The sequence below is a fragment of the Flagellimonas sp. HMM57 genome, from assembly GCF_021390175.1.
In the GTDB taxonomy this organism is placed as follows: domain Bacteria; phylum Bacteroidota; class Bacteroidia; order Flavobacteriales; family Flavobacteriaceae; genus Flagellimonas.
Genome location: NZ_CP090004.1, coordinates 2,069,746 through 2,093,455, shown reverse-complemented (window position 1 = coordinate 2,093,455; position 23,710 = coordinate 2,069,746). Strand labels below are relative to the sequence as shown.

19 protein-coding genes and 1 pseudogene are annotated in these 23,710 nt (G+C 39.6%); 9 read left to right on the top strand and 11 right to left on the bottom strand.

The window, feature by feature from the left end; translation table 11 throughout:
- Window positions 1-47 precede the first annotated feature (47 nt).
- The 3 genes and pseudogenes from LV716_RS09250 to LV716_RS09240 all read left to right on the top strand — a co-directional run bounded on the left by LV716_RS09250 (window position 48) and on the right by LV716_RS09240 (window position 2,940).
- Window positions 48-1,716: pseudogene (locus LV716_RS09250) on the top strand (formate--tetrahydrofolate ligase).
- 88 nt (window positions 1,717-1,804) lie between these two features.
- A complete protein-coding gene (locus tag LV716_RS09245) occupies window positions 1,805-2,404 on the top strand; it encodes a DUF1287 domain-containing protein (protein ID WP_163417456.1) in 600 nt (199 codons plus the stop codon).
- A 5-nt stretch (window positions 2,405-2,409) separates the two neighbouring features.
- Window positions 2,410-2,940, top strand: a complete 531-nt coding sequence (locus LV716_RS09240; protein WP_163417455.1) for a DUF4442 domain-containing protein — start codon at window positions 2,410-2,412, stop codon at window positions 2,938-2,940.
- 111 nt (window positions 2,941-3,051) lie between these two features.
- Here the strand turns inward: LV716_RS09240 and LV716_RS09235 are convergent, their stop codons facing one another.
- Window positions 3,052-4,593: a glycine--tRNA ligase gene (locus LV716_RS09235; RefSeq protein ID WP_163417454.1), complete on the bottom strand. Its 1,542-nt coding sequence runs from the start codon at window positions 4,591-4,593 to the stop codon at window positions 3,052-3,054.
- 36 nt (window positions 4,594-4,629) lie between these two features.
- Window positions 4,630-5,526 (bottom strand): hypothetical protein, encoded by an 897-nt coding sequence (locus LV716_RS09230; protein ID WP_163417453.1) that lies wholly within the window; start codon window positions 5,524-5,526, stop codon window positions 4,630-4,632.
- Window positions 5,527-5,573: 47 nt separating this feature from the next.
- Between LV716_RS09230 and LV716_RS09225 the strand changes: the two genes are divergently transcribed.
- Together LV716_RS09225 and LV716_RS09220 are read left to right on the top strand one after the other, a co-directional pair.
- On the top strand, window positions 5,574-6,263 hold the full coding sequence (locus LV716_RS09225; protein WP_233759093.1) for a ComF family protein: 690 nt from the start codon (window positions 5,574-5,576) through the stop codon (window positions 6,261-6,263).
- Between the two features lie 72 nt (window positions 6,264-6,335).
- Window positions 6,336-7,955 carry an Ig-like domain-containing protein gene (locus LV716_RS09220; RefSeq protein ID WP_163417451.1) on the top strand — a complete coding sequence of 540 codons (1,620 nt, stop codon included), beginning with the start codon at window positions 6,336-6,338 and terminating at the stop codon, window positions 7,953-7,955.
- Here LV716_RS09220 and LV716_RS09215 read toward each other — a convergent pair.
- From LV716_RS09215 to katG, 4 genes are all read right to left on the bottom strand, one after another.
- A complete protein-coding gene (locus tag LV716_RS09215) occupies window positions 7,942-8,715 on the bottom strand; it encodes an amidohydrolase (RefSeq protein ID WP_163417450.1) in 774 nt (257 codons plus the stop codon). The two genes, LV716_RS09220 and LV716_RS09215, sit on opposite strands and share 14 nt — an antisense overlap.
- A gap of 5 nt (window positions 8,716-8,720) precedes the next feature.
- Window positions 8,721-9,344, bottom strand: a complete 624-nt coding sequence (locus LV716_RS09210; protein WP_163417449.1) for an NUDIX hydrolase N-terminal domain-containing protein — start codon at window positions 9,342-9,344, stop codon at window positions 8,721-8,723.
- Window positions 9,345-9,351: 7 nt separating this feature from the next.
- On the bottom strand, window positions 9,352-9,837 hold the full coding sequence (locus LV716_RS09205) for an ankyrin repeat domain-containing protein (RefSeq protein ID WP_317167637.1): 486 nt from the start codon (window positions 9,835-9,837) through the stop codon (window positions 9,352-9,354).
- A gap of 100 nt (window positions 9,838-9,937) precedes the next feature.
- On the bottom strand, window positions 9,938-12,184 hold the full coding sequence (katG, locus tag LV716_RS09200) for a catalase/peroxidase HPI (protein ID WP_163417448.1): 2,247 nt from the start codon (window positions 12,182-12,184) through the stop codon (window positions 9,938-9,940).
- Between the two features lie 324 nt (window positions 12,185-12,508).
- Here katG and LV716_RS09195 point away from each other — a divergent pair, with 324 nt between their 5' ends.
- Window positions 12,509-13,120 carry a DinB family protein gene (locus LV716_RS09195; protein WP_163417447.1) on the top strand — a complete coding sequence of 204 codons (612 nt, stop codon included), beginning with the start codon at window positions 12,509-12,511 and terminating at the stop codon, window positions 13,118-13,120.
- Between the two features lie 84 nt (window positions 13,121-13,204).
- Window positions 13,205-13,735 carry a lipid-binding SYLF domain-containing protein gene (locus LV716_RS09190; protein WP_163417446.1) on the top strand — a complete coding sequence of 177 codons (531 nt, stop codon included), beginning with the start codon at window positions 13,205-13,207 and terminating at the stop codon, window positions 13,733-13,735.
- Window positions 13,736-13,756: 21 nt separating this feature from the next.
- Here the strand turns inward: LV716_RS09190 and LV716_RS09185 are convergent, their stop codons facing one another.
- Window positions 13,757-14,212 carry a hypothetical protein gene (locus LV716_RS09185; RefSeq protein WP_163417445.1) on the bottom strand — a complete coding sequence of 152 codons (456 nt, stop codon included), beginning with the start codon at window positions 14,210-14,212 and terminating at the stop codon, window positions 13,757-13,759.
- A 17-nt stretch (window positions 14,213-14,229) separates the two neighbouring features.
- On the opposite strand from LV716_RS09185, the gene LV716_RS09180 reads away from it, so the two are divergent.
- A complete protein-coding gene (locus LV716_RS09180) occupies window positions 14,230-14,493 on the top strand; it encodes a hypothetical protein (RefSeq protein WP_163417444.1) in 264 nt (87 codons plus the stop codon).
- A gap of 6 nt (window positions 14,494-14,499) precedes the next feature.
- On the opposite strand, the gene LV716_RS09175 is transcribed toward LV716_RS09180, so the two are convergent.
- Both LV716_RS09175 and LV716_RS09170 read right to left on the bottom strand, forming a co-directional pair.
- A complete protein-coding gene (locus LV716_RS09175) occupies window positions 14,500-15,867 on the bottom strand; it encodes a DUF5689 domain-containing protein (protein ID WP_163417443.1) in 1,368 nt (455 codons plus the stop codon).
- Window positions 15,868-15,893: 26 nt separating this feature from the next.
- Window positions 15,894-18,635 (bottom strand): TonB-dependent receptor, encoded by a 2,742-nt coding sequence (locus LV716_RS09170; RefSeq protein ID WP_163417442.1) that lies wholly within the window; start codon window positions 18,633-18,635, stop codon window positions 15,894-15,896.
- A gap of 101 nt (window positions 18,636-18,736) precedes the next feature.
- On the opposite strand from LV716_RS09170, the gene LV716_RS09165 reads away from it, so the two are divergent.
- Window positions 18,737-19,777, top strand: coding sequence for an endonuclease/exonuclease/phosphatase family protein (locus LV716_RS09165; RefSeq protein WP_163417441.1), 1,041 nt, complete (start codon window positions 18,737-18,739; stop codon window positions 19,775-19,777).
- A gap of 30 nt (window positions 19,778-19,807) precedes the next feature.
- Here LV716_RS09165 and LV716_RS09160 read toward each other — a convergent pair whose 3' ends face one another.
- Together LV716_RS09160 and LV716_RS09155 are read right to left on the bottom strand one after the other, a co-directional pair.
- On the bottom strand, window positions 19,808-20,245 hold the full coding sequence (locus LV716_RS09160; protein WP_163417440.1) for a hypothetical protein: 438 nt from the start codon (window positions 20,243-20,245) through the stop codon (window positions 19,808-19,810).
- A gap of 92 nt (window positions 20,246-20,337) precedes the next feature.
- Entirely contained in the window at window positions 20,338-23,565 is a 3,228-nt protein-coding gene (locus LV716_RS09155; RefSeq protein ID WP_163417439.1) for a TonB-dependent receptor, read from the bottom strand.
- Window positions 23,566-23,710: the final 145 nt, after the last annotated feature.

Genomic DNA, 23,710 nt, shown 5'->3' with positions numbered 1-23,710 from the left:
TCAACATTGAAGAAAAAATGCCTTAATCAATTTCAAAGCCCTTTTTTATGACCGATTTACAGATTGCCAAAAAAACAACGTTACAGCACATCTCCGAGATTGCAGAAAAATTTGGCATAGCCCCGGACCAATTGGAAATGTATGGCAAGTACAAGGCAAAACTGCCTTTGCAGGCCATCAACAAGCAAAAGGCAAACGAAAGTCATCTTATTTTGGTATCGGCCATTTCTCCAACCCCTGCGGGCGAGGGTAAAACTACCATGTCCATCGGCCTCTCCGAAGGACTGAACCGCTTGAACAAAAAAAACGACGGTGGTCTTGCGGGAGCCATCTTTGGGTCCTGTTTTCGGGATTAAAGGGGGTGCCACGGGCGGGGGATATTCCCAAGTATTGCCCATGGAGGACATCAACCTACATTTCACGGGCGATTTTGCCGCTATTGAAAAAGCCCACAATCTGTTGGCGGCCATTATTGACAATAACATTCAAAGTAAAACCAATTCGTTGCGGCTGGACCCGAGAACCATTACCTGGAAACGTGTTGTGGACTTGAATGACCGAGCGTTACGGCATGTCATCGTTGGTTTGGGCGGAACCACATCTGGAGTGCCCCGCGAAACTGGGTTCGATATTACCGCAGCTTCCGAGATTATGGCTATTCTGTGTCTGGCCGAAAATTTAAGCGATTTAAAAAAGCGGTTGGGAAATATTTTTATTGGTTACACCTTCGACAAAAATCCCATCTATGCCAAGGATTTAAAAGCAGAGGGGGCGATGACGGCTTTGCTCAAAGATGCCATAAAACCCAATTTGGTACAGACGATTGAAGGAAATCCAGCGATTATCCATGGGGGTCCCTTCGCGAATATTGCCCAAGGAACCAATACGGTGATTGCAACCTTGATGGGCATGACGCATTCTGAATATACCGTTACCGAAGCCGGGTTTGGATTTGACCTTGGTGCCGAGAAATTCTTCGATATCAAATGTCAGAGTGCCGGCCTAAAACCGAAGGCTGTAGTTCTCACTACAACGATACGTGCTCTAAAATATCATGGAGAAGCCGATTTAAAATCCTTGACCGAACCCAACGTGGAAGCACTCAAAAAAGGAATCCCAAATTTGGAAAAGCATCTTGAAAATATTTCCAAGTTTAAGGTGCCTCCGGTCATCGCCATCAACAAATTCGTTACGGATACCGAAGAGGAAATTGAAACCATTAAAAGTTTTGCCGCCTCAAAAGGCATAAAAGTAGCTTTGGCAGAGGTTTGGGAAAAAGGAGGGGAAGGTGCTCTAGAACTGGCGCAGAATGTCATTGATATCGTTGAATCGGACACCTCTGATTTTACGCCCTTGTACTCATGGGAATCCAGCGTTATGGACAAAATTGAAACAATTGCCACAGAAATCTACGGTGCCGAACATGTGGATTATACCTCAAAAGCAAAAGCACATCTTAGAAAAATAGCGAACCTAGGGTTAGAGCATCTACCCGTCTGTATTGCCAAGACCCAAAAATCGTTATCAGACAATCCAAAATTATTGGGACGTCCAAAAGATTTTATCATCACGGTTCGGGAAATAGAAATAGCTGCCGGAGCCGGTTTTCTTATCCCGATAACTGGCGATATTATGCGAATGCCAGGATTACCAGCGCACCCTTCATCAGAAGGAATCGATGTTACTGATGATGGGGAAATTACCGGGTTGTTCTAGATTTTACCCATTTAAGTCTTAAAGAACAAAATGAGGTTATAGGAATCGGTTATCTTTAGAAACTAATTTTGAAAATGATTATGTTCAAATGAAGCAATTCCTATTGATTCCAATACTGTTGTTTTTAAATATATCAATTGCCCAAACAGCAGTTGAGCAACTCACGTTATCTGATGCTGCCTTAGAATTAACGGAACAGAACGTGACCTACGACCCCAGCTATTTTTCTATGGATTACCCCAATGGAGATGTACCAAGCGACAAAGGTGTCTGTACCGATGTTGTCATACGGGCGTACAGAAAATTGGGAATCGATTTGCAAAAAGAGGTCCACGAAGATATGAAGGCTAATTTTAATGTGTATCCAAAAATCTGGGGATTGCGAACAACAGACAAAAATATTGACCACCGAAGGGTGCCCAACTTAATGACCTATTTTAAGCGGGAAGGAGCTGAAAAATCAATTTCAGATAATGCAAGTGATTATCTACCAGGAGATGTGGTCTGTTGGAATTTAGGCGGTGCCATCACACATATTGGTATTGTGGTCGACAAAAAGTCGAGCGATGGAAAACGGAATTTAATCGTCCATAATATTGGTCGCGGACAGGTTCTTGAGGATATGCTTTTTGATTTTAAAATTATCGGCCATTACCGTTACGCAGTACAACAATCTTCAAACCAATAGAATTCATGTCGTTTTATCAAAAAGCAACGGAAGTAGGTTCAAAATTTATTAAAAAGCATAAGCTCTTTAAGTATGGTTTCAACCTCTCGCCCATGTACCGAAGAAGTACGGCGAAAATCATTTATGTTGCGGAAGACTTATTAAAAATAAGCATCAAACTTCCCATCAATTACAAGAACAGAAATTACATGAACACCATTTTTGGTGGAAGTATGTTTTCCGCGGTAGACCCTATTCCCATGGTGCAGTTGGTCAATCTTTTGGGAAAGGACTATGTGGTATGGGATAAATCCGCTGAAATTTTCTTTAAACGCCCAGCCAAAGAAAACCTATATGCCCATTTCACTTATGATTTGGATGAGATACATCGCATTAAGGAAAAAGTCGCTTTACGAAATGAAATGGAAATCATAAAAACCACAGCTTTGACCAATAAAGCAGGCGACAAAGTGTATTGCGAGGTCAAAAAAACCATTTATGTAGCTGACAAGGCTTTTTACAAGAAGAAATTGGCCAAGCGAAAGGTGAGAGGATAACAAAACCCACATTAATGATTTGCTAGAAACTTCTCCTCCCAGAATTGCCTTTTTGCAATTCTGACCTCCCCATGAGGAGGTATATTTTGAAACTACCGAGAAGCGTTAAGGTTACATACGCTGTAACCAATAGCGCATGTCGACTTCTTTTGTAATAATCTCCTTTACTTCGGAAAGTTTGACCCGTTGTTGTTCCATAGTATCGCGGTGACGAATGGTAACGGTATCATCTTCCAAAGTTTGATGGTCGACCGTAATGCAGAAAGGTGTACCTGCGGCATCTTGGCGACGGTAACGGCGGCCTACGGCATCTTTTTCATCATACGCAACATTGAAATCCCACTTGAGTTCATCCATAAGCTTTTCGGCTACTTCTGGAAGTCCATCACGTTTTAACAAGGGCAAAATCGCAGCTTTCGTTGGTGCTAAAACCGCAGGTATTTTAAGTACCGTTCTTGTGGTACCGTTTTCCAATTCCTCCTCTTTTAACGAATTTGAGAAAACGGCTAAAAACATTCGATCAAGACCGATGGAAGTTTCGAGCACGTACGGTACATAGCTTTCGTTTACTTCTGGGTCGAAATATTGCAACTTTTTACCTGAATGTTTCTCATGTTGACTTAAATCAAAGTCAGTTCTGGAATGAATTCCCTCCAGCTCCTTGAAACCGAATGGGAACTTAAACTCGATATCTGCTGCCGCATCAGCATAATGGGCCAATTTTTCATGATCATGGAAACGATAGTTATCCGCTCCCATTCCAAGGGAAAGGTGCCATTTCAATCGATTTTCTTTCCATTTCTCGTACCATTCCTGTTGTGTTCCCGGTTTAATGAAGAACTGCATTTCCATTTGTTCAAACTCCCGCATACGGAAAATGAACTGGCGGGCCACAATTTCATTACGGAACGCTTTTCCTGTCTGGGCAATGCCAAACGGAATTTTCATTCGCCCTGTTTTCTGGACATTTAAGAAGTTGACAAAGATTCCTTGGGCGGTTTCTGGACGCAGGTACAAATCCATTGCAGAATCTGCGGAAGCTCCCAACTTGGTTCCGAACATTAGGTTGAACTGCTTCACATCGGTCCAATTCTTAGAGCCTGAAAGCGGACAGGCGATTTCCAATTCCTCTATCAATGCTTTTACATCGGCCAAATCCTCGTTTTCCAATGATTTCCCAAGGCGTTTTAAAATATCATTAGCTTTGGCCTGATAGCCCAAGACCCTTGGATTTGTTTCCAGAAATTGCTTTTTATCAAAACTATCCCCAAAACGTTTGGCCGCTTTGGTCACTTCTTTATCAATCTTTGCTTCAATTTTAGCGACATAGTCTTCTACCAGAACATCGGCGCGGTATCTTTTCTTGGAATCTTTATTATCGATTAACGGGTCATTGAACGCATCTACATGGCCGGAAGCTTTCCAGGTTGTAGGATGCATAAATATGGCGGCATCTATCCCAACGATATTATCGTTGAGCTGTACCATGGCCTGCCACCAATACTCCCGAATATTCTTTTTTAACTCAGCACCATTCTGCGCATAATCATATACCGCACTGAGTCCGTCGTATATTTCACTGGATTGAAATACATAGCCATACTCCTTTGCATGGGAGATAACCTTCTTAAAAATGTCTTCTTGATTTGCCATTGGGCAAAAATAGAATTTTACCCAAAAAGAAATGGGTTATTTCAACTGAAATTCGGTAGAGGCCAACAGTCTTTCGTCCTCAAAAACGTTAAGGGTGTAAATTCCATCTTCCAAGGAACCTTCTGGGACGGTAATGGCATCACAAACACTGATCTCTCTCCCAGTATAAACAATTTCCACTTTTTTGCTATAGATATTGCCACTTACGGAGATTGTGGTAGCATTGTCTTCGATAACCTTCATATCAGGGCCTAAAAATTGCAGGTATAGAACTTTCACGGTACCGTCTTCGTTCGTATCGCTTAAGATCGTAACGCAACCCCGTAATTTTTCTATGGTCGATGCCTTATTGGTTTTTAACGGCCTGCCTGCCCGTAATCGAAACCCGCTTCCCTCAGCGTTCTGAAGTTTTAGGTAACTCTTTATCTTAAGTTCTTTGGTGAGTTCTTTATTTGTTTCCCGCAAGATTGATTCCGCGCGTTCCATATTGCTTGCCCTTCCTCTTACCTCTTCTAATTGCCTTCGCGTCTCCTCATACCTGTCGGCCAATACACTATTGTTGTATCTAAGAAAATTGTTTTTAAGTTTTAAGCTATCAAACTTCACCCCTAACATACGGAGCTCTTTTCGAGTTTCCTTCAATTTTGTGATGCTGAAGTTTAAGCGTCCAACAGAATCCAACAATTGTTGTACCTTGAACCTTGAAGTCTGTAATTCGATTTCATTCACCTCATTAAGTCCGGAAAGACGATCCACATCAGCCTTCATTAAGGTCAAATCCTTTACTAAAAGTGATTTTTCCTGTTCCAGAAAAGACATCTGGTTTTTGGATTGCGCATAACTGTAATAGAAAGCTATTAAAATACCCACTATTACCGCGATAAGGGCAGCAAAAATAATCTTGTAGTTGAAATTATTATCTTGGGCATCCATGGGTTAATAGACTACTCTAACACGTATAAGATTTGATTCCAAAAAGGTTGGCTAAGATACTAAACGATATTAACAACATCCTATTGCCAGAGGTATGTTTTGGATGTAATACCCAAATAACCAGAGGAGAACGCATTTTGTGTGCAGTTTGTCGACATGAGCTGCCACTCACCGATTATAACTATACTGATCAAAATACAGTAGACCATATTTTTTATGGGAGAATTCCTATAAATAAGGCCATGTCCTTCGTTTTTTTCACCAAAAACGGAATTGTAAAGAACCTTATGCACTACTTGAAGTATAAAAATCAGGAGCAAATAGGTGGCTTTTTTGGAGATTGGATCGGGGCTTCTTTACAGGAAGAGAAAACGTTAAAGAATGTAGATGTAGTGGTTCCTATTCCGTTGCATCCTAAAAAAAAGAAGAAAAGAGGTTATAACCAGGTAGCATTGTTTGCAGAAAAAATAGCGCAATCCATCAATGCTGAATATAGGGATGACATTCTTCTAAAGGTTGTCAACACAAAAACCCAAACCAAAAAAGACAGACAGTTACGTTGGGAAAATGCAAAGGATATCTTTCAATTGAATGTCCACACGAAAAAGGATTTTACCCATGTATTACTGGTCGATGATGTTATTACCACGGGAGCAACCATAGAAGCGGCCGCACAAACACTCTTCAAAATTGAAGGAATCTGTATTTCCGTACTAAGTATTGCCGTTGTTGCATAAGGGTTAAATTTTATTAATGCTTCTTTTCAATTTTTAAATTAGTTGTTTCTTTGTTCCATACTAGTTGTTTACATGCGGTATCTAAAAAAACTGTTGAGCTTTTCTTTTATCATGCTACTTGGACTTGCACTTTGGCAATGTGCCAGAAGAGGAAATCCTACCGGCGGCCCCGAAGATAAAACACCCCCAGAGCTCTTGCGAACAGAGCCGGATAATTTTTCAATCAATTTTAAAGCAGAAAAAATACGGCTGTACTTTGACGAATTTATAAAGCTGGAAGATGTACAAAACCAATTGATCGTTTCTCCACCTTTAAAATATCCTCCAGAAGTAAGGCCTCAAGGTGGCGCAAGCAAGTATATTGAAGTTACCTTAAAAGATACCCTCAAAGAAAATACAACCTATACCATCAACTTTGGACAGAGTATAGTGGACAACAACGAGGGAAATCCCAATAGTTTTTTGACCTATGTGTTTTCAACTGGGTCTTATATTGATTCCCTTACCTTATCTGGGGCCGTTAAGGATGCCTTTAATCGAAAAGCTGAGGAATTTATAAGTGTTATGCTTTATGAAATAGATACGGCATACACAGATTCCACGATTTACAAGTCACCCCCTAATTATATTACCAATACGTTGGATAGTCTTCCACTTTTCGAGCTTAAAAACTTAAAAGAAGGAAAATATAAGTTGGTCGCCATAAAGGATATCAATAAAAACAACACTTTTGACCAAAGACAGGACAAAATAGGATTTTTACAGGATACGATTACAATCCCTACGGATTCCATCTATTTGCTCACACTATTCCAAGAACAGCCAGATTACAGTGTTTCCTTTCCAAGTTATGTGGCCAAAAATCATATTCTTTTTGGGTATCAAGGGGATTATAGAGATATCCAAATTGAACCTTTGACCCAATTACCGGATTCCGTAAAAACCACGATTCTAAAAGATCGTGAAAAGGATACTTTGGACTATTGGCTTACGCCCACCGATATTGATTCCATTGTTTTCACCGTGAGCAATGAAAAAATGGAAGCAATAGACACGTTTACCGTAAAAACCAGAAAATTAGGTTTGGATTCGTTGAAGCTGAGTCCTAGCGTAAGTGGAAAATTCAATTTTGAGGATATGTACAGTCTTTTGGCCAACACTCCAGTGACCCAAATAGATTCCTCTAAAATTGATTTTTATATAAGTGATTCCATAAGCGAACCTTATACGTATGTCGTGGATTCTGTAAGCAATAAGATTGATTTTGATTTTGCTGTTGAGCCAAATGAAAGCTATCGCTTTACTTTTTTGCCTGGTGCTGTCACCGACTTTTTTGGAATTGAAAATGACTCTTTAGAGTACAGATTTTCAACAGGAAGTTTTGCCGATTATGGGAACTTACGGGTAAACTTAAGTGGTGCTGTTCGGTATCCCCTCATCCTTCAGTTAACCGATGAGCAAGGTGAAATTGTGCGTGAAACCAAAGCAACAGAACCCAAGGTTTTTGAATTCAACAATTTAGACCCTGGAAAATATGCCATCCGTGTTATTCTTGATGATAATGGCAACGGTGTTTGGGATACGGGGAGCTACCTCAATAAAATTCAGCCAGAAAAAGTAAGTTACTATCCAGATATTATAGACGTTAGGGCTAATTGGGAACTGGAGCAGACCTTTATCATACTAGATTAAAATCATCTCTATCTTCCAAGAACCTTAGTTTTTCGCGCATTGATTTTATGTGCTTTTTATCAAGGTTTGCATATGTTATCTCTTCTTTTTCCGAGTACGCGGTTCGGTGTCCCAGTACATCATAAACTGCCGAATGGCCTGAATATTCATACCCAAGCCCATCCAATCCAATCCTATTTACGCCTATGCAGTAAGACATATTTTCAATAGCTCTGGCTTTGAGCAAGGCATCCCAAGCATCTATTCTCGGTTTTGGCCAGTTTGCTACATAGATAAGCACATCGTAGTCTTCTGTATTTCTAGCCCATACAGGAAAACGCAAATCGTAGCAGATCATGGGTTGTATTTTAAACCCTTTATAGGAAACAAGCAATTTTGTAATTCCTGCTTCATATACCTTATCCTCTCCTGCCAAAGTAAAGGTGTGCTTTTTATCGTAAACCGCCAATTCTCCGTCTGGAAAGCAAAAAAACAAACGATTGAAGTTTTTATCCTTCTCGGTAAAAACGATACTTCCCGTGATGGCCGCACTTTTCTCTTGGGCAATTTGCTGCATCCACGCTATGGTTTTAGCAGCTTCCGCACTATCAATGTTCTGTGGATTCATGGTAAAGCCAGTGGTAAACATCTCTGGCAACACAATTAACTCGGTATCTTTTGGAATAGTGGCTATCTTTTTTGAAAACATAGCCCTGTTCGCTACTGGATTTTCCCAATGTAGCTGGGATTGAATTAATGCTATTTTAAGTTCCGATGCCATCTTTGCTAATCAAAATATACTTCAGTTGTTGAAGATTTTGCCAAATGGAACAAGTGTTTCAACTGACTTTCCAAAATTCGTTCCTCTGATAGCTCTGGAAGATGGTCCAGCGAGAAAAAATCCGCACCTAACATATCAAATCCAGGTTTGAGGTTACCTCCCACCATTCTACAAAGAAAAATAAGCTTGTAAATATAATAGGGTTCTGGTGGATGGGGATGAACTTGTTTATCGTAGACTCCCAAAAACCGTACAACTTCTACTTGAATCCCTGTTTCTTCGGCAACTTCTTTAACGGCAATTTCCGAAGGGGTGCTTCCAATATCCGCCCAACCCCCGGGGATTGTCCATTTATTATCTACACTTTCCTTCGCCATCAAAATTTCATCTTTCTCATTCAGTACTAAAGCCCTTACGTCCACTTTTGGCGTTGGATAGTCCTTTTCCGGAACAAAGAAGTCCTTTAACGCTTCAATTGGAGCGTCTCCAACAACAGATAGCAGTTCGAGGCTTATGTGTTTCAATTCTTCGTACCGCTCTTGGTCATAAGGGTCTTTGGCATAAATCAATCCTATTTCAGAAATCGACTTGATACGCTTGATAAGATTGAGCTGCTCTTTCGGATTCATAGAGTAATCAGGATGTGTGGGTTTCCAGTAGTGCTATCAATTCTTTAAAGTCTTGCATCTTTGCTTGATCTAGCGCAGTATGTCCTCTTGCATCTCTGGTAGCACTGTCCGCACCGTGATCAAGTAACAACTGGGCCATATCCAACCGATTGAACGTAGCTGCGTAAATAAGGCAGGTAGCACCCATTGCGTTGATGTGATTGACATTGGCTCCTGCATCTATCAATAATTTAGCAATACCGACATATCCTTTAAAACATACGCCCATTAATGCCGTATTTCCAGAACTATCCTTCATATCGATTTTTGCTCCCTTTTCCAATAAAAGGGCTGCGACCTTTTCATGTCCGTAGTAGGTGGATAACAATAAGGGCGTAGAGCCTCTCTCATCTGTAGATTCCAATAATTCGGGATTAGTTTCCAGTGTTTCTTCTATGGCTTTTACGTTACCATTTCTTATTTGGTCAAAGAAGTCTTTCTTGTTGTTCATCATGATAGGGAAAGGTATAAAAAAACTGCCACAACCGTTTGCGGTCATGACAGTCTTTACGTTAATTTTCTTTTTCTATAGTTTAATTGATTTTATGATAAAATCAAGCTAAATCAAAACGGTCAAGGTTCATTACTTTGTTCCAAGCGGTAATAAAGTCTTTTACAAACTTTTCTTTTGCATCATCGCATGCATAAACCTCTGCAATGGCGCGGAGTTCAGTATTTGAACCAAAAATCAAATCTGCGCGTGTACCGGTCCATTTCACTTTGCCTGTTCTCCTATCCGTACCCTCAAAAACATTTTCGTCTGAGGAGATTGCTTTCCAAGCAGTTCCCAAATCAACAAGGTTAGTGAAAAAATCGTTGGTCAATGATTCAGCATTATCGGTGAACACGCCATGTTTTGAGTTGTCAAAATTCGTGTTCAAAACACGCATTCCACCAACCAATACGGTCATTTCAGGAACTGTAAGTGTCATCAACTGTGCTTTGTCCACCAACAATTCTTCTGCCACTGCATGTACTCCTCCTTTAACATAGTTACGGAACCCGTCCGCACGTGGTTCCAATGCTTCAAACGACTCAACATCAGTCTGCTCTTGTGTGGCATCGGTACGACCAGGAGTAAAAGGAACCTCTGCACTATGGCCGGCATTCTTAGCAGCTTCTTCCACAGCAGCACACCCTCCTAAAACGATAATATCTGCTATTGATATTGCTTTGTCTCCCGATTGTGAAGCATTAAACTCCTTTTGGACTGCCTCCAAAGTCTCCAATACTTTAGCCAGTTGTTTTGAGTTGTTTACTTCCCAATCTTTTTGAGGGGCCAGACGAATTCTACCGCCATTGGCACCACCTCTTCTGTCCGAACCACGGAAAGTTGAAGCCGAAGCCCATGCTGTTGAAACCAATTCTGAAATGGATAATCCAGAAGCCAGTATTCTCTTCTTTAAGTCGGCAACATCGCTTTCGTTGACCAAATCGTGATTTACTGCTGGAACAGGATCTTGCCAAAGCAACTCTTCGGTTGGAACTTCTGCGCCCAAGTAGCACTCTTTAGGTCCCATGTCGCGGTGCGTTAGTTTAAACCATGCTTTGGTGTATGCATCTGCAAATTCCTCTGGATTTTCCAGAAAATGCTTTGAAATCTTTTCATAAGCTGGGTCCATACGTAAAGAAAGGTCCGTAGTCAGCATAAAAGGTGCATGTTTTTTCTCTGGGTCGTGTGCATCTGGGAACGTACCTGCGCCTTCATTATTTTTTGGCTTCCATTGGTGTGCTCCGGCAGGGCTTTTTGTTAGTTCCCAATCGTATTTGAACAAATTTTCAAAGAATTTATGGCTCCATTTTGTTGGAGTGTCCGTCCATGCGCCTTCTAAACCACTTGTAATCGTATCGGAGCCGGAACCTGTTCCAAAATTATTTTTCCAGCCCATGCTTTGCATTTCAATGGATGCCCCCGCTGGTTCAGCTTCTAAATACTCGGCATCACTCGCTGCTCCATGGGTTTTTCCAAAAGTATGTCCACCTGCAATCAAGGCCACGGTTTCATAATCGTTCATGGCCATTCTACCAAATGTCTCGCGAATATCATGTGCTGCCAAGACTGGATCAGGATTTGCATTTGGTCCTTCTGGATTCACATAAATTAGACCCATGTGCACGGCTCCAAGCGGATTTTCCAATTCACCTTCTTTGTTATATCGCTCTTTATTTCCGAGCCATTCTCCTTCAGAGCCCCAATAAATATCTTCTTCCGGCTGCCAAATATCTTCTCGGCCACCACCGAAACCATACATTTCCAGACCCATTGATTCATGTGCAACATTACCGGCTAAGATCAATAAGTCTGCCCATGAAATTTTCTTTCCATATTTCTTTTTAATAGGCCATAGCAATAGTCTTGCCTTGTCCAAATTAGCATTATCAGGCCAACTGTTCAAAGGTGCAAATCTCTGCGAGCCTGTTGATCCACCTCCTCGACCATCGGCAATTCTATACGTACCTGCAGCATGCCATGCCATACGAATGAAGAAAGGTCCGTAGTGTCCATAATCTGCTGGCCACCACTCTTGGCTATCAGTCATTAAATCAGTTAAATCTTTTTTAATGGCTCCCATGTCCAAGGATTTAAATTCCTTCGCATAGTCAAAGCTTTCGTCCATAGGGTCAACTAAATTTGAGTGTTGCCGCAAAATATTCAGATTGAGCGCATTTGGCCACCAATCTTTGTTTGTAGTTCCGCCTCCTGCAGCTTGATTCAGTTCTCCGTTTAGAAAGGGGCATTTAGCGCTTGAGTCATTGCCTTGCCACGCATTACCGTTTGATGATGTGGATTCTGTTTTCATGATAGTATTGATATAAGTAAGTGAATTTTTAACCTCCATAAAATTAAGAAAACACATGTCTACCCGATAGGTAATTAATATTAAAATACTATTAAATCATAAGTATTGCTTATATTCAATAGTACTTCGAACCATTTACTTTGTAGATATATCATGATAAATTTGATACATTACGTTGGAAAATGTTCATGTAATCCAATTTATACCCTCTGTCAAGAATCTTTAGCATCAAAATAATGGTTTCATAATGTCCAATCCATTTCGTTTGATTCGTCTTTAAACAAAAAACACTACATTTCTAACTAATTTAAAATCAACCACATTATGAAAAAAATGATATTACCCATTGTAGGCTTGTTACTTCTCAGTTTTAGTAACGATATTTTTAAACTTTCTGACGATGACCGTAAAATGGCCGTCAAACATTTAATGGAAAGTCGTGATCACATGACCAATGTACTTGACGGGCTCACTGATGAGCAATTGCATTTTAAACCCGAAGAAGGGGCATGGTCAATCGCAGAATGTGTTGAGCATCTTACTATTTCTGAAAATGCTTTTGGTGGACTTGTGCAGAAAACCGTCGCTGCCGGTCCAAGCCCTGCAATGAAGGACTCTGTTAAACTAACCGATGAAAAACTAATGGATATCATCAAGGACAGAAGCAATAGGGTAAAAACTTCCGAGCCGTTTGAACCAAGTGGAAAGTTTGGTTCTCACGAAGAAACCGTAAAAGCATTTGTTGATAAAAGAAACGAACATATTGAATATGTAAAGACTACCGAAGATGACTTAAGGAACAGTTTTAATAGTGATCTTCCCTTTGGAACTGTGGATGGTCTGCAGGTAATACTCTTTGCTGCCGGTCATACAGAGCGACATGTATCTCAAATGGAAGAAATTATGGCACATGAAAGCTTTCCTAAAAAAGATTGATTCTCTTAAGAGAAACCTAAAAGTTGGCCCTTTCTACTATTGAAGGGGCTTATTTTTTTAATTTTATCCCTTACATAATTAGACATGAGAACATTTAAATCCTTTTTGCTGTTAAGCACGTTATTACTAGCTTTTACTATTTCTGCGCAATCTAAAAAAGATAGAAAGATTATGAGTGATGCCAAAGAAGCCAAGAAAACACTCTTGAAAGCAGATTCTGGGCTCCAAAGCTTTTTTGACAGTTCCGCAGGTTATGTCATTTTTCCCAATGTAGGCAAAGGTGGCTTTATTATTGGTGGAGCTTCTGGCAATGGTGTCGTCTACGAAGGTGGAGAAACTGTTGGAATGGCAGGACTCAAAAAACTAAATGTAGGGTTACAAGCTGGAGGACAAGCCATCATAGAGGTCATCTTTTTTGAGACCCAAACAGATTTAGATCGGTTTAAAGAGGGGAAATTCGCTTTTGCCGCTGAAACTTCGGCAGTGGCACTAAAATCTGGAATTGCCTTCAATGCAAAATATAAAGATGGTGTAGCTGTGTTTGCTTTACCAAAAGCTGGATTAATGGCCGATGCTTCTGTGGGAGGACAAAAGTTTAGTTACAATTCCTTTTAGATTTTGAGGTCTCCAATCCATTTATAGGGACTGGTTTACTAAAGTCTTATATATTTCGTGAAATTCCTTTAGTTGCATATATACTGCTACCAGGGGTATTGGTTTTTCCAATTGTCTAAGGTGGATGTCCATGGCCAATTCCGAACCGTCATTGTTTATCGTTACATTCTCAACATCAGCATAACTAAGCTCACTTCCAAAGAGTACAAAAGTCTCATCCCTAAGAATAATCTTGCGTTCTTTTACCTTGTATATCCTCAAAAAATTATAAAGGATATAAAACCCCCAAAGCACTAAACCAAGAGCTGCAATAGCACAAATAGTGTTTATCCAAGGCTCCTTTATGACAAAAACACCCAATCTGAAGATCACAAAGGCTCCATACAATTGTGTGATTCCCAAAATAAGCAATCGATATAGGGGTTTTATTTTTATGGTTTTGTCCTCACGAACTGTTTTCATTTTTCTATCTTTCAATAAATCTAAATTTTACAATGGTAGAGTTGCTGATTGGGGTCGTCTTTTGTTATTGGGTTTATAAGTTACTGGTAATTATACGTAATTCTAGAGAATTGACTCGATTTTCCGAAGAATGTGAAGCTCTTTCGAGAAGAGACAATAGCGAAACCGCTAAAAAACTAAAGGCCGGCGGACTGGCCTATAAAAAAGCGAACAAGAAGATAACGACCTCCAATATCGTTTGGTTTTTAGTAGAAGTTATTGGTTTATCTGCCGTTTATTTTGTTTTCATTCATTGATGACTTTTATTCCCTAATGCCAGGGGAAAAATCTACTGGAGCGTTTTGGGGCTGGTTTATTGTTCCTGCATCACCAGTGTCATTATAAATGGTCCATTCACTAAACGTATAGACTGGATTGCCTTGTGTTATGTTAATATTCCGAAGTGCCCGGCCATCTTCAAATTCGTGATTGGTCCCTGTTCCGTCCTCACCAACCACTCCAAAAACGTCTATGATAGTACCGAATGGGTCTACCAGTTCCAAGTTGTCATCTCCATTTGAATCTGCCGGACTGTTGGTAGAAACGCCAAGGTCTGGACTAAAGCCATAAACCAGTCCAAACGCTTCGGCATTTGGAGAAATGACCAAGGTATTTTCCGCACCAATTATCATTCCGGATAAATCAATAGTGGAGCTCACCTCTGTATTGGCATTAGTATATCGCCTCAATATCCACTTATTCAAATCTAACGGCTCTTTTGCGGAATTGAACAGTTCTACAAACCTTGCGCCCGTATTGTTTTCCGGGTCTGCCAATTCAGAAATAAAAATATGGGTCGATGCAAATTCCGTTATGATCTCTGGACAGCGCTCATCCGTGAATGCTATATCGTCCAAATCTCGGACAACGATTTGAAACTCATTGCCATCTTTAAGAAAAATACCTGTAATCTTCCCGTTGCCCTGTGGTAGCGTATCAGCCTGAAAATCTGAGAAACCGCTGTTGATAAGCGCAATGTTGTTTTCTTCACAATCCTGTAGCGTACGCGTCGTTTCTTCCCTAGCAATAGCAAAAATACTGTCCAGTTCTTCTTCTACCACTTCCAAACTTTCAAAACGCACCAAGGTATTGACCTTCAAGTCTTCCAACGCTTTAATCTCGGCAGGTACAGGTATCATTTCTGCGACTCCATCACAGGATAAAAAAATGTGCTCTGGAACTTTTAACGCTGGTATTCTGCCAACAGAAATATTTCCAAATGCGGAGAACGGACTCCCCAGTTTTAGCATTTCTTCTTTCTTGTTCAAATACAAGCCCTTTAGTTTTATGAAAACCTTACTTCCTACTTCAAAAAATAGATGTGACTCCCGTAAATCGATTTCTATTTGAAAACCATAGGATGGTTGATTACTTGCATCTTGAATGTAAAGCTCGCCAAAAAAATTACCTGCAACATCTGAAGAGATAACATAGCCTTCAATGATCCAATCTTCTTGAATTTGAAAAGTACCATCTTCGAATAATTCAAGTATTTCATCTAAAGTAATATTAGTAGTCAAATTTGGATTGCAGTTTTTCTTTGGAACATCAAATTCTGTAGTACCAACACATGACGTTGTCACCAACAAAATAAATAAGAATGATATAAAATAAACTAATCTATTCCTCATGATTCTTGTTTTTTCAAAGCGGATTTTTAGAAACTGACGGCTAAATTCAAAAAATACGTTCTGCCAAAGCCGTACCAATACTTAGGCCCAAAAGAAGGTGAACCACTGAGATTGTCCTGTTTTAACTGACCATAATTACCATTCCTGCTCTGCTCAAAACCACCTGTTCTAAACGTTTGGTCAAAAGCATTATTAACACTCACAAAAGCACTTACATATTTTTTGTTGATTATCCATGACTTTCCGCCTACTAGATTCAATAAGTAGAAATCATCTAACTTTTGTTGATTCAGAATTTGAGCAACATTTTCTGGGGTGGCATCAGGAAAACGTTGACCGGTATCTGGATTGATTAAAAAACTTTGGGTCCTGGTGATGGTTGAAATATTGGCATAGTTATCGGCCAAATAATTTGTTGTTGCTCCAAGCCACCAATATTTTGGACTTCTGTATTCGACTCCAAAAGCAAACGCTGTTTGTGGACCTTGGGCCAATTTCAAATCCTTTAGTTGAGCTATGCCTAAATCAATAGTTCCTTCTGGATCTATAAGGTCTTCGGATGCTCCTGCAGTATCAAAGTTTATTTCGACAGCGGGATTACTGGCATAAACGTAACGCGCCAAGTTACCTACCAACGATAGTTTTACGCTGGAAGAAACTTCATACACCACCCCAAGTTCAATACCTTTATGCAGTCTATCTAAATCTGTTATTACTTCCTGCACAAAGTCAGATCCCAAACCGGAATCGACAAAAAAGAAATTGATATCCGTAGTATTCTGGAATCGAGAATAGAATGCACTTATCCGTCCCGTTACATCTGGTAGCTTAACAATATAATTTACATCTAAACTGGAAATAGTTTCCTGTTGAATTTCTGGAACACTGTTATTGTTTTCTCTTGGATTGATGAAGATATTTTGAAGTGTTGGATGTTTATTTATGATCGCACCATTTACATTCAACCAATGCCTGCCTGATATAAAGTAAGTTCCCCCAGATTTGAAGCCAAAATCGGAAAATGAAATCTTTTCACTGTTGCCGAAAGAGTTTTCTAAAAACCGTTCATTCTTGAACAATCCATTTCGCAACGTACCAAAATTTGAATAGGTCCCCGAAGCAAAAGCACTCCAATTTTTAAATGCAAACGTTATTTGACCAAAAGCTTCAACTACTGAAGTATTGAGTATGTAGTTATAGTTGAATTTTTCTTCGGTAGTTTTGACAGGATTCCCATTGATATCATTCAGCGTATTGGAAAAAGAATCCATATCTTCATGGAAATCCGCACCCAGTAAATCTTGGATTTGGGCAAAATTTTCTGAAGCCAACGTTTTAAAGTTTACTCCTCCCCCAACATTTAGATTATCATTGATTTTGTAATCAAAAGTACTGGATGCCGATAGCTGTTTGTCCGCTACCACATCATCATAAAGTAAATAGGCTGCTTTTCCTTCTGAAGAAGTATTGGAATTGACAGTATAGATTTGAGACCACTGGATTTGTGGATTTTCCATGAGCCCATTTTTTGCTAAAGAGGCATTGGTAAAATCGGCACCAATGGAACTATTGATATAAAAACTTGGCAAATATCTGTAATAGGTGGGATCTGGGTTTGGAGCATTGTAGTAGCCTAACCTACTCCTACTGTTTGTTCCAAATTGATACGCAATGCCCGTTGTCAACTTAAATCTATCTGATTGCAGAAAATGATTCAGCATAACTAACGGTTCAAAAATGGTGCGTTCCCTCGAATTTCTTATGTTCCCATCTTGACTTCCCCAATAGGGATTGTAACGGTTTCCCATCAAATCAAAGACTTCTTCTGTAACCGCAGAGGAACGACCACGTCTATTTTTTGCCACTATAGCCGTCAATGCGAGACTATTTTGGTCATTCAATTTGTATTCCAACGCACCAAAAAAAGAATAGGCATCGTATAAAGTGCCTTCCATATAGCCCGTCTTTGCCCATCTTCTAGATGAAGAAATGGTATAAGCCAATCCGTTGGCCTGCACTCCAGAGTTATATGTTGCCATAAGCCGTCCCCTATAAGTGCGATTAGATGCGGAACTTGAAACACGTATTCCCGGTCTTAGTTGTGAAGGTCTGGTATTGATATTGGTATTTCCCAATATCCCTCCAAAAGTGTACCGGTTCGGTGCCAGTCCACTTGAGAACTCTTGGTTTCGGATAACATCGTTCAATCCACCCCAGTTGTTCCATTGCGGCCTACCATCAAAAAACTTGTTCATAGGAATGCCATTGAGCAGTACTTCACCATAACTGGAATCGTATCCCCTTACCCTGAAAAATGCTTGCCCAAAATCGAAGGCGGCCCGATTCAAAAAGATATCCTTTGTGGATTGCAATAAACCTGATGCGCCCGAGACAGCTGCATCATCCTCAGCCAGGTCATTATCCGTTAAGGTGATGAGATTAGCCGTCTTTTCTAAAGTAATGTCCTTTTCCAAAAAGATATCTCCCAAGTTTATGGGCACTCCATCTAAAACAATCATAAATTGTTTGGATAAAAAATCAAGTGCTGAGATTTTTAGGTATTTTTCCCCTATTAAAGAAGTCGTTACTTCAAAATGCCCTTCGTTATCCGTAAAAAACTCTTTGGACGAGCCATCAATCTTAATTACAACATTCTGAACTGGATTTTTTGTGGCAGCATCTTTTATGCTTCCAGAAATGGTAGTGACTCCTTGCCCCCTCAAAAATGTGGTACAACAGAGCACCACCAAGAACAACGAGATTCTCATAGGCTTTGCAGTAGGTTACTTTCGTAAAATTGGGGTTATTGTCTTTATTCTTTGTAAGAAAAAACAATCTTACTTATTTTCGGATTAAAATCAAAATATAAATGAAGTTTTTACGATACCTACTAGTAAGCCTCGTTGTGCCCTTTCTTGCCCAATCCCAAAAATCCTTTACCATACGGACCATTGCTTTTTACAATGTTGAAAACCTTTTTGATACGGTAAATGATACCTTGGTCTTTGATGATGAAAGAACTCCCGAAGGAAGCTATCATTGGAACCAGAAACGATACGATAAGAAAATTGAACACATCTCAAAAGTATTGTCCGAAATTGGAATGGATGTAACGGAAACATCCCCAGATGTCATTGGACTGTGCGAAGTTGAGAACAGACAGGTTCTCGATGATTTGATAAACCATCCCAATCTACAGGATAAGGAATATGGCATTGTACATTTTGATTCTCCCGATAGGCGCGGTATTGATGTTGCGCTGCTGTATAAAAAAGCTGCTTACCTACCCACTTCTTTTAAAAGTCATAGGCTTTTGTTGTTTGATGGGATAGGGGAAAGAATATATACGAGAGATCAGTTGGTCGTAGGTGGCGTGCTGGACGATGAAGCACTTTATTTTATCGTTAACCATTGGCCTTCTAGGAGAGGTGGGTCGAGTAAAAGCAAGCCCAACCGTGTAAAAGCAGCCTTATTGAACAAGCGTATTATCGATTCCATTCAAAAGCTACATTGGGACGCCAAAATCATAAGCATGGGCGACCTAAATGATGATCCTAGGGACGATAGTCTAAAAAAGATATTGAAAACCTCTGGTAAAGCAACCCAACTGGACAGTCTTACACTTTTTAATCCTATGGAACGGCTTTACAAAAAAGGACTGGGGTCGTTGGCTTACCGGGATAAATGGAATCTTTTTGACCAGTTTTTTATGACCTCTAATCTTATCCACAAAAGTGAAGACGTATATTTTTATTGGAAAGCTGGAATATTTTCTCCTGATTATTTGAAAACCTCTGATGGCAAGTTTAAGGGATATCTCTTTAGAACGTATTCTGGTACCAGTTACACAGGAGGGTATAGCGACCATTTTCCGGTGTATTTGTTTTTGATTAAAGAAGCTAATCACTGAGAGATTACCACCTACGCGGGAATGACAAAACTAATTGAACCACTGTGCCCAGGGAATACGGCTTAGAATCAAAAGCAATCCCAAACCATAGAAAATAGCGATACTTTTAAACTTTGCACTGCTTTCCAGCTTCTTTTTATGGCGTGACCATCCTATGGTTATAAAAGCGATTGCAATGATGTTGATCAAGGGATGTTCCAAAGCCAACAGACGAGCAGCTGAGTTTAAACCTCCCATACCCAATACCTGTATCGCCTTTAGGCCATTTGCAGATACAAAGTAAAGAATTAGGCCAATTAAAAGTTGAATATGGCTCAAAATCAATGCAAATAGACTAATTCTTAAGTCTTTCTCCATGGCAAACTCTTTTTTTCCAAGCCACCCTATTAAGGCATTGAAAAATGCGAAAATCAATATGGCCAATACCACATAGGCGAGATAGGAATGTACATTTTGAAGAATTTCCATAGGTTTGGTTTAGGGATTAAAAATAGTGATTTTTAGGGATAAAAAAACCCTTGCCAATGGCAAGGGTTTTTAAAATCTTATAAAATTAAGAATTAGTTGAAGCTATAACGTATTCCTAACTGCATTTGCCATCTTGATGAAACCAATCCTGCATCATCAATGATGTTTTTTGTGTCTTCTGCACCTGGCTCAAATGTAAACTCGGGCGTTGTACCATCATCAGCAAAACCTTCAAAGTTAAGTAGTTGTACTTGGTTAAAATTGGTAAAAGTTCTTACTCCCCATTCCTTGTTCAACAAATTAGTGAAGTTAAAGATATCTGCCGTCAGTTCAATTTTGTGTACATTTTCTCCAAATTTAATCCCGAACTCTTGGGCAAATTTTAAATCAATGATATGTGTCCAATCGGTACGACTTGCATTTCTCTCAGCAAACTGTCCACGTCTACTTTTCAAATACTCATCGCCTTCTATTGCAGCATCGAGTGCTTGCCATTGTTGATTCGCTGTAAGGACAAGATTGTCGTCATCGTCAAATAGGTCAACGAGTTGTGCTTCAGATTCATTTCCTGGCACATATACCAAAGCAGAAAAGCTTCCTGTATCTGACAATAGTCCACTACCATTATAAACGTAGCTCAGAGGTGTTCCTTCAGCTCCTTCATAAAATAGACCTATTCTGGTTTTAATATTATCCGTCCATTTAAAGGTAAGTGTAGAATTAGCAATAATCCTGTGCCCTGGAGAGAAATCAGAAGTTGATAGGTCAGGGCGATTAGATCCGTTTACTGTTTCTAAATTTCTCCATTGCGAACTGTTTTGCGAACTGGTACCATCAAAAAGTCCATCTGAATCACCATATGAATAGGAAACTTGAGTGTTTGCATCAATTTTAGGACTATAGAAATTCTTGCTCAACGTTCCCGTTATATTGTAAGAACTACCTGCACTGGTATTTGTACCTAAATAAATAGCGTCATAAGTAGAGTCTACTCGACTAAATCTATAATTAGGTCTAGACCCCGCACCTGTTGTCGTGAATTGTGGGCCTTCTAGGTTTAAATTCTCGTAAAAAACGGTATTAACGTTATCGTTCCAAATGAAGTCCGCGGAGAAAACCATATCCCAGGGTAACCTTTGGTCTATAGCGATATTCGTTTTGAATATCTGAGGAAGTTTAAAGTTCTTTGCAAATAAATCGACTTGGCCACCAACCGAACCTGAACCTTGTGGAGGATCTTGCAATTGCGTGTTAGGATCAGGATTAAATACAGGTACTGGACCGTCACTTGAAGTTCTTTGTATGAATCCGGTCGACACTCCATTGTTTGTATATTGTCCACCTGGCCAAACCAATGGAACTCTAGAAGTAAAGATTCCCAAACCACCTCTTATTTGTGTAGTTTTATCTCCATTTACATCCCAATTAAAACCAACTCTTGGAGAAAAATGCACATTTGCATCGATTCCTTGGCCTACACGGGCTCCTTGCAAATCCTTACCATTAGCTTCAAGAATAGCTACTGTTCGTGTATTGAAATCTTCATTCTCCAAACCATCTTTCCAATAAGGAACATCAATACGGGCTCCCAATGTAAATCTAAAATTATCCGTGATATCAACTTCATCTTGAATATATAATCCAAATTGAAAAATATCAAACTCCGCAGCACCTTCTGATTCATCTCCAAAACCACCTATTAAGGAATATCCATGACGATATCTATTGGCTAGTTCCCCATTTAAAAAATCATTCAGGCTATTAAATCTATAGTCCCCAAAGTTTTGACGGAAGAATACATTTCTCACAGAGGTAAATTCGTTGTTCGTACCTATTGTTATTGTATGGCGTCCTGAATAGATTTGAAAGTTATCTGTAATAGTGAAAATGTCCTGATCTAATACGTTTGCCGTTGAAAACGGTTCTGAACCAAAGAAAATTGAAGTACTTGAGGCATCAAAAATCTGAACGGAAGGAAAAGGGTTTCCAAACGGATCTCTGTCGTCACGGACCCTCGTATATCCCAATACGAAGTTATTGGACATGTTATCCCCAATCTGAGAATTCAATTCTAAAGCAGATGAGTTCGTAATAGATTCAAAATTAATTGATCTATTTAAAAAGTTGATTGTACCTTGATTTGAAGCAGCAGCATCGAACTGCACAGCTTTTACATAGCTGTGTCTAAAAGAAAGCTTGTTACTTTCATTGATATTCCAATCAATCTTGGCAATCAGTTTATCACTTGTCAATGATTCGATACTGTTTTCAAAAGTACCTGGGTTATAGCCAAAGTTATTAACTAAGAAATCAGATAATCCCAACAGATCACTTTCAGTAGCAGCTCCTCGATACGTGTCAATATCAAAAGGTTGAGGAGTTTCAACTTCCTGTCTTTCGTAGTTCACGAAAAAGAACAATTTATCTTTTATTATTGGACCTCCCAATCGAACACCATATGTATTTGCTGTAAACTCGTCTAGCTTTTCTCTTTCGCCATCATCACCTGTCAAATCAACAGGAGTTTTTCCCGAAAAGTTTTCATTCCTGAAGAGAGCATATGCAGAACCAATGATTTCGTTTGTTCCCGATTTTGTAGTGGCATTAATGCTACCTCCTGCAAACCCTGATTGTCTTACATCAAAAGGGGCAATATTAATTTGGAAAGACTCAATAGCATCTAAAGAAATGGGGCTTACTCCTGTTTGCCCACCATTTGTGCCATTGCCAGCCAAACCGAATGCATCATTATTGATAGCGCCATCTATGTAGATTGCATTAAAACGGTTGTTCTGTCCACTAATAGATATAACATCATCACCCGTAACCTTTGCTTGTGGTGTTAATCGTGCAAAATCGGCAATGTTCCTAGATATTGAAGGAAGTGTATTCACTTGCTCACTAGAAACGTTGGTTTCTGCTCCCGTTTTACCAGAATCAAAAGCACCATTAGACTGAGCAACAATAACAACCTCATCCAATGCAGTAGCAGATTCAGAAAGCTGTGCACTGAATCTTTCGGTCTGACCCAAGCCTAAATTGATATTATCTCTGACATCATCGTTGAATCCTACGTAAGATATAGTAATTTTGTACGGTCCTCCGGTCCTCATACCAGAAATACGATAAAAACCATCAAAATCCGCAGCAGCTCCGTAGGTTGTTCCTGATGGAGTATGCACTGCGATTACGCTTGCACCTGGTAAAGGCTCACCAGTTGCATCGGTTATTTTACCACCAATTGCAGACGTGGTTACACCCTGTGAAAATGCCATTGTAGCCGTTAGCATGGCGAAAATGACCAAATAAATTTTCTTCATCTTAATAAATGTTTATTAGTGTTTAATTAGCGTAGCAAAAGTCTCGCTTTTAATTCTTACAAATATTAAGATAACGTTAAGAAATACGGTATTAAAAAGTGTAGCGTTTAAAACTAAGAAGCTTTAAATCAGCATATTAAATATT

Bases quoted from the DNA above. Each gene is read 5' to 3' on its own strand.
- LV716_RS09245 (WP_163417456.1), top strand. From the start codon at position 1,805: ATGAAGCAATTCCTATTGATTCCAATACTGTTGTTTTTAAATATATCA.
- LV716_RS09240 (WP_163417455.1), top strand. From the start codon at position 2,410: ATGTCGTTTTATCAAAAAGCAACGGAAGTAGGTTCAAAATTTATTAAA.
- LV716_RS09235 (WP_163417454.1), bottom strand. From the start codon at position 4,593: ATGGCAAATCAAGAAGACATTTTTAAGAAGGTTATCTCCCATGCAAAG.
- LV716_RS09230 (WP_163417453.1), bottom strand. From the start codon at position 5,526: ATGGATGCCCAAGATAATAATTTCAACTACAAGATTATTTTTGCTGCC.
- LV716_RS09220 (WP_163417451.1), top strand. From the start codon at position 6,336: ATGCGGTATCTAAAAAAACTGTTGAGCTTTTCTTTTATCATGCTACTT.
- LV716_RS09215 (WP_163417450.1), bottom strand. From the start codon at position 8,715: ATGGCATCGGAACTTAAAATAGCATTAATTCAATCCCAGCTACATTGG.
- LV716_RS09210 (WP_163417449.1), bottom strand. From the start codon at position 9,344: ATGAATCCGAAAGAGCAGCTCAATCTTATCAAGCGTATCAAGTCGATT.
- LV716_RS09205 (WP_317167637.1), bottom strand. From the start codon at position 9,837: ATGATGAACAACAAGAAAGACTTCTTTGACCAAATAAGAAATGGTAAC.
- katG (WP_163417448.1), bottom strand. From the start codon at position 12,184: ATGAAAACAGAATCCACATCATCAAACGGTAATGCGTGGCAAGGCAAT.
- LV716_RS09195 (WP_163417447.1), top strand. From the start codon at position 12,509: ATGAAAAAAATGATATTACCCATTGTAGGCTTGTTACTTCTCAGTTTT.
- LV716_RS09190 (WP_163417446.1), top strand. From the start codon at position 13,205: ATGAGAACATTTAAATCCTTTTTGCTGTTAAGCACGTTATTACTAGCT.
- LV716_RS09180 (WP_163417444.1), top strand. From the start codon at position 14,230: ATGGTAGAGTTGCTGATTGGGGTCGTCTTTTGTTATTGGGTTTATAAG.
- LV716_RS09175 (WP_163417443.1), bottom strand. From the start codon at position 15,867: ATGAGGAATAGATTAGTTTATTTTATATCATTCTTATTTATTTTGTTG.
- LV716_RS09170 (WP_163417442.1), bottom strand. From the start codon at position 18,635: ATGAGAATCTCGTTGTTCTTGGTGGTGCTCTGTTGTACCACATTTTTG.
- LV716_RS09165 (WP_163417441.1), top strand. From the start codon at position 18,737: ATGAAGTTTTTACGATACCTACTAGTAAGCCTCGTTGTGCCCTTTCTT.
- LV716_RS09160 (WP_163417440.1), bottom strand. From the start codon at position 20,245: ATGGAAATTCTTCAAAATGTACATTCCTATCTCGCCTATGTGGTATTG.
- LV716_RS09155 (WP_163417439.1), bottom strand. From the start codon at position 23,565: ATGAAGAAAATTTATTTGGTCATTTTCGCCATGCTAACGGCTACAATG.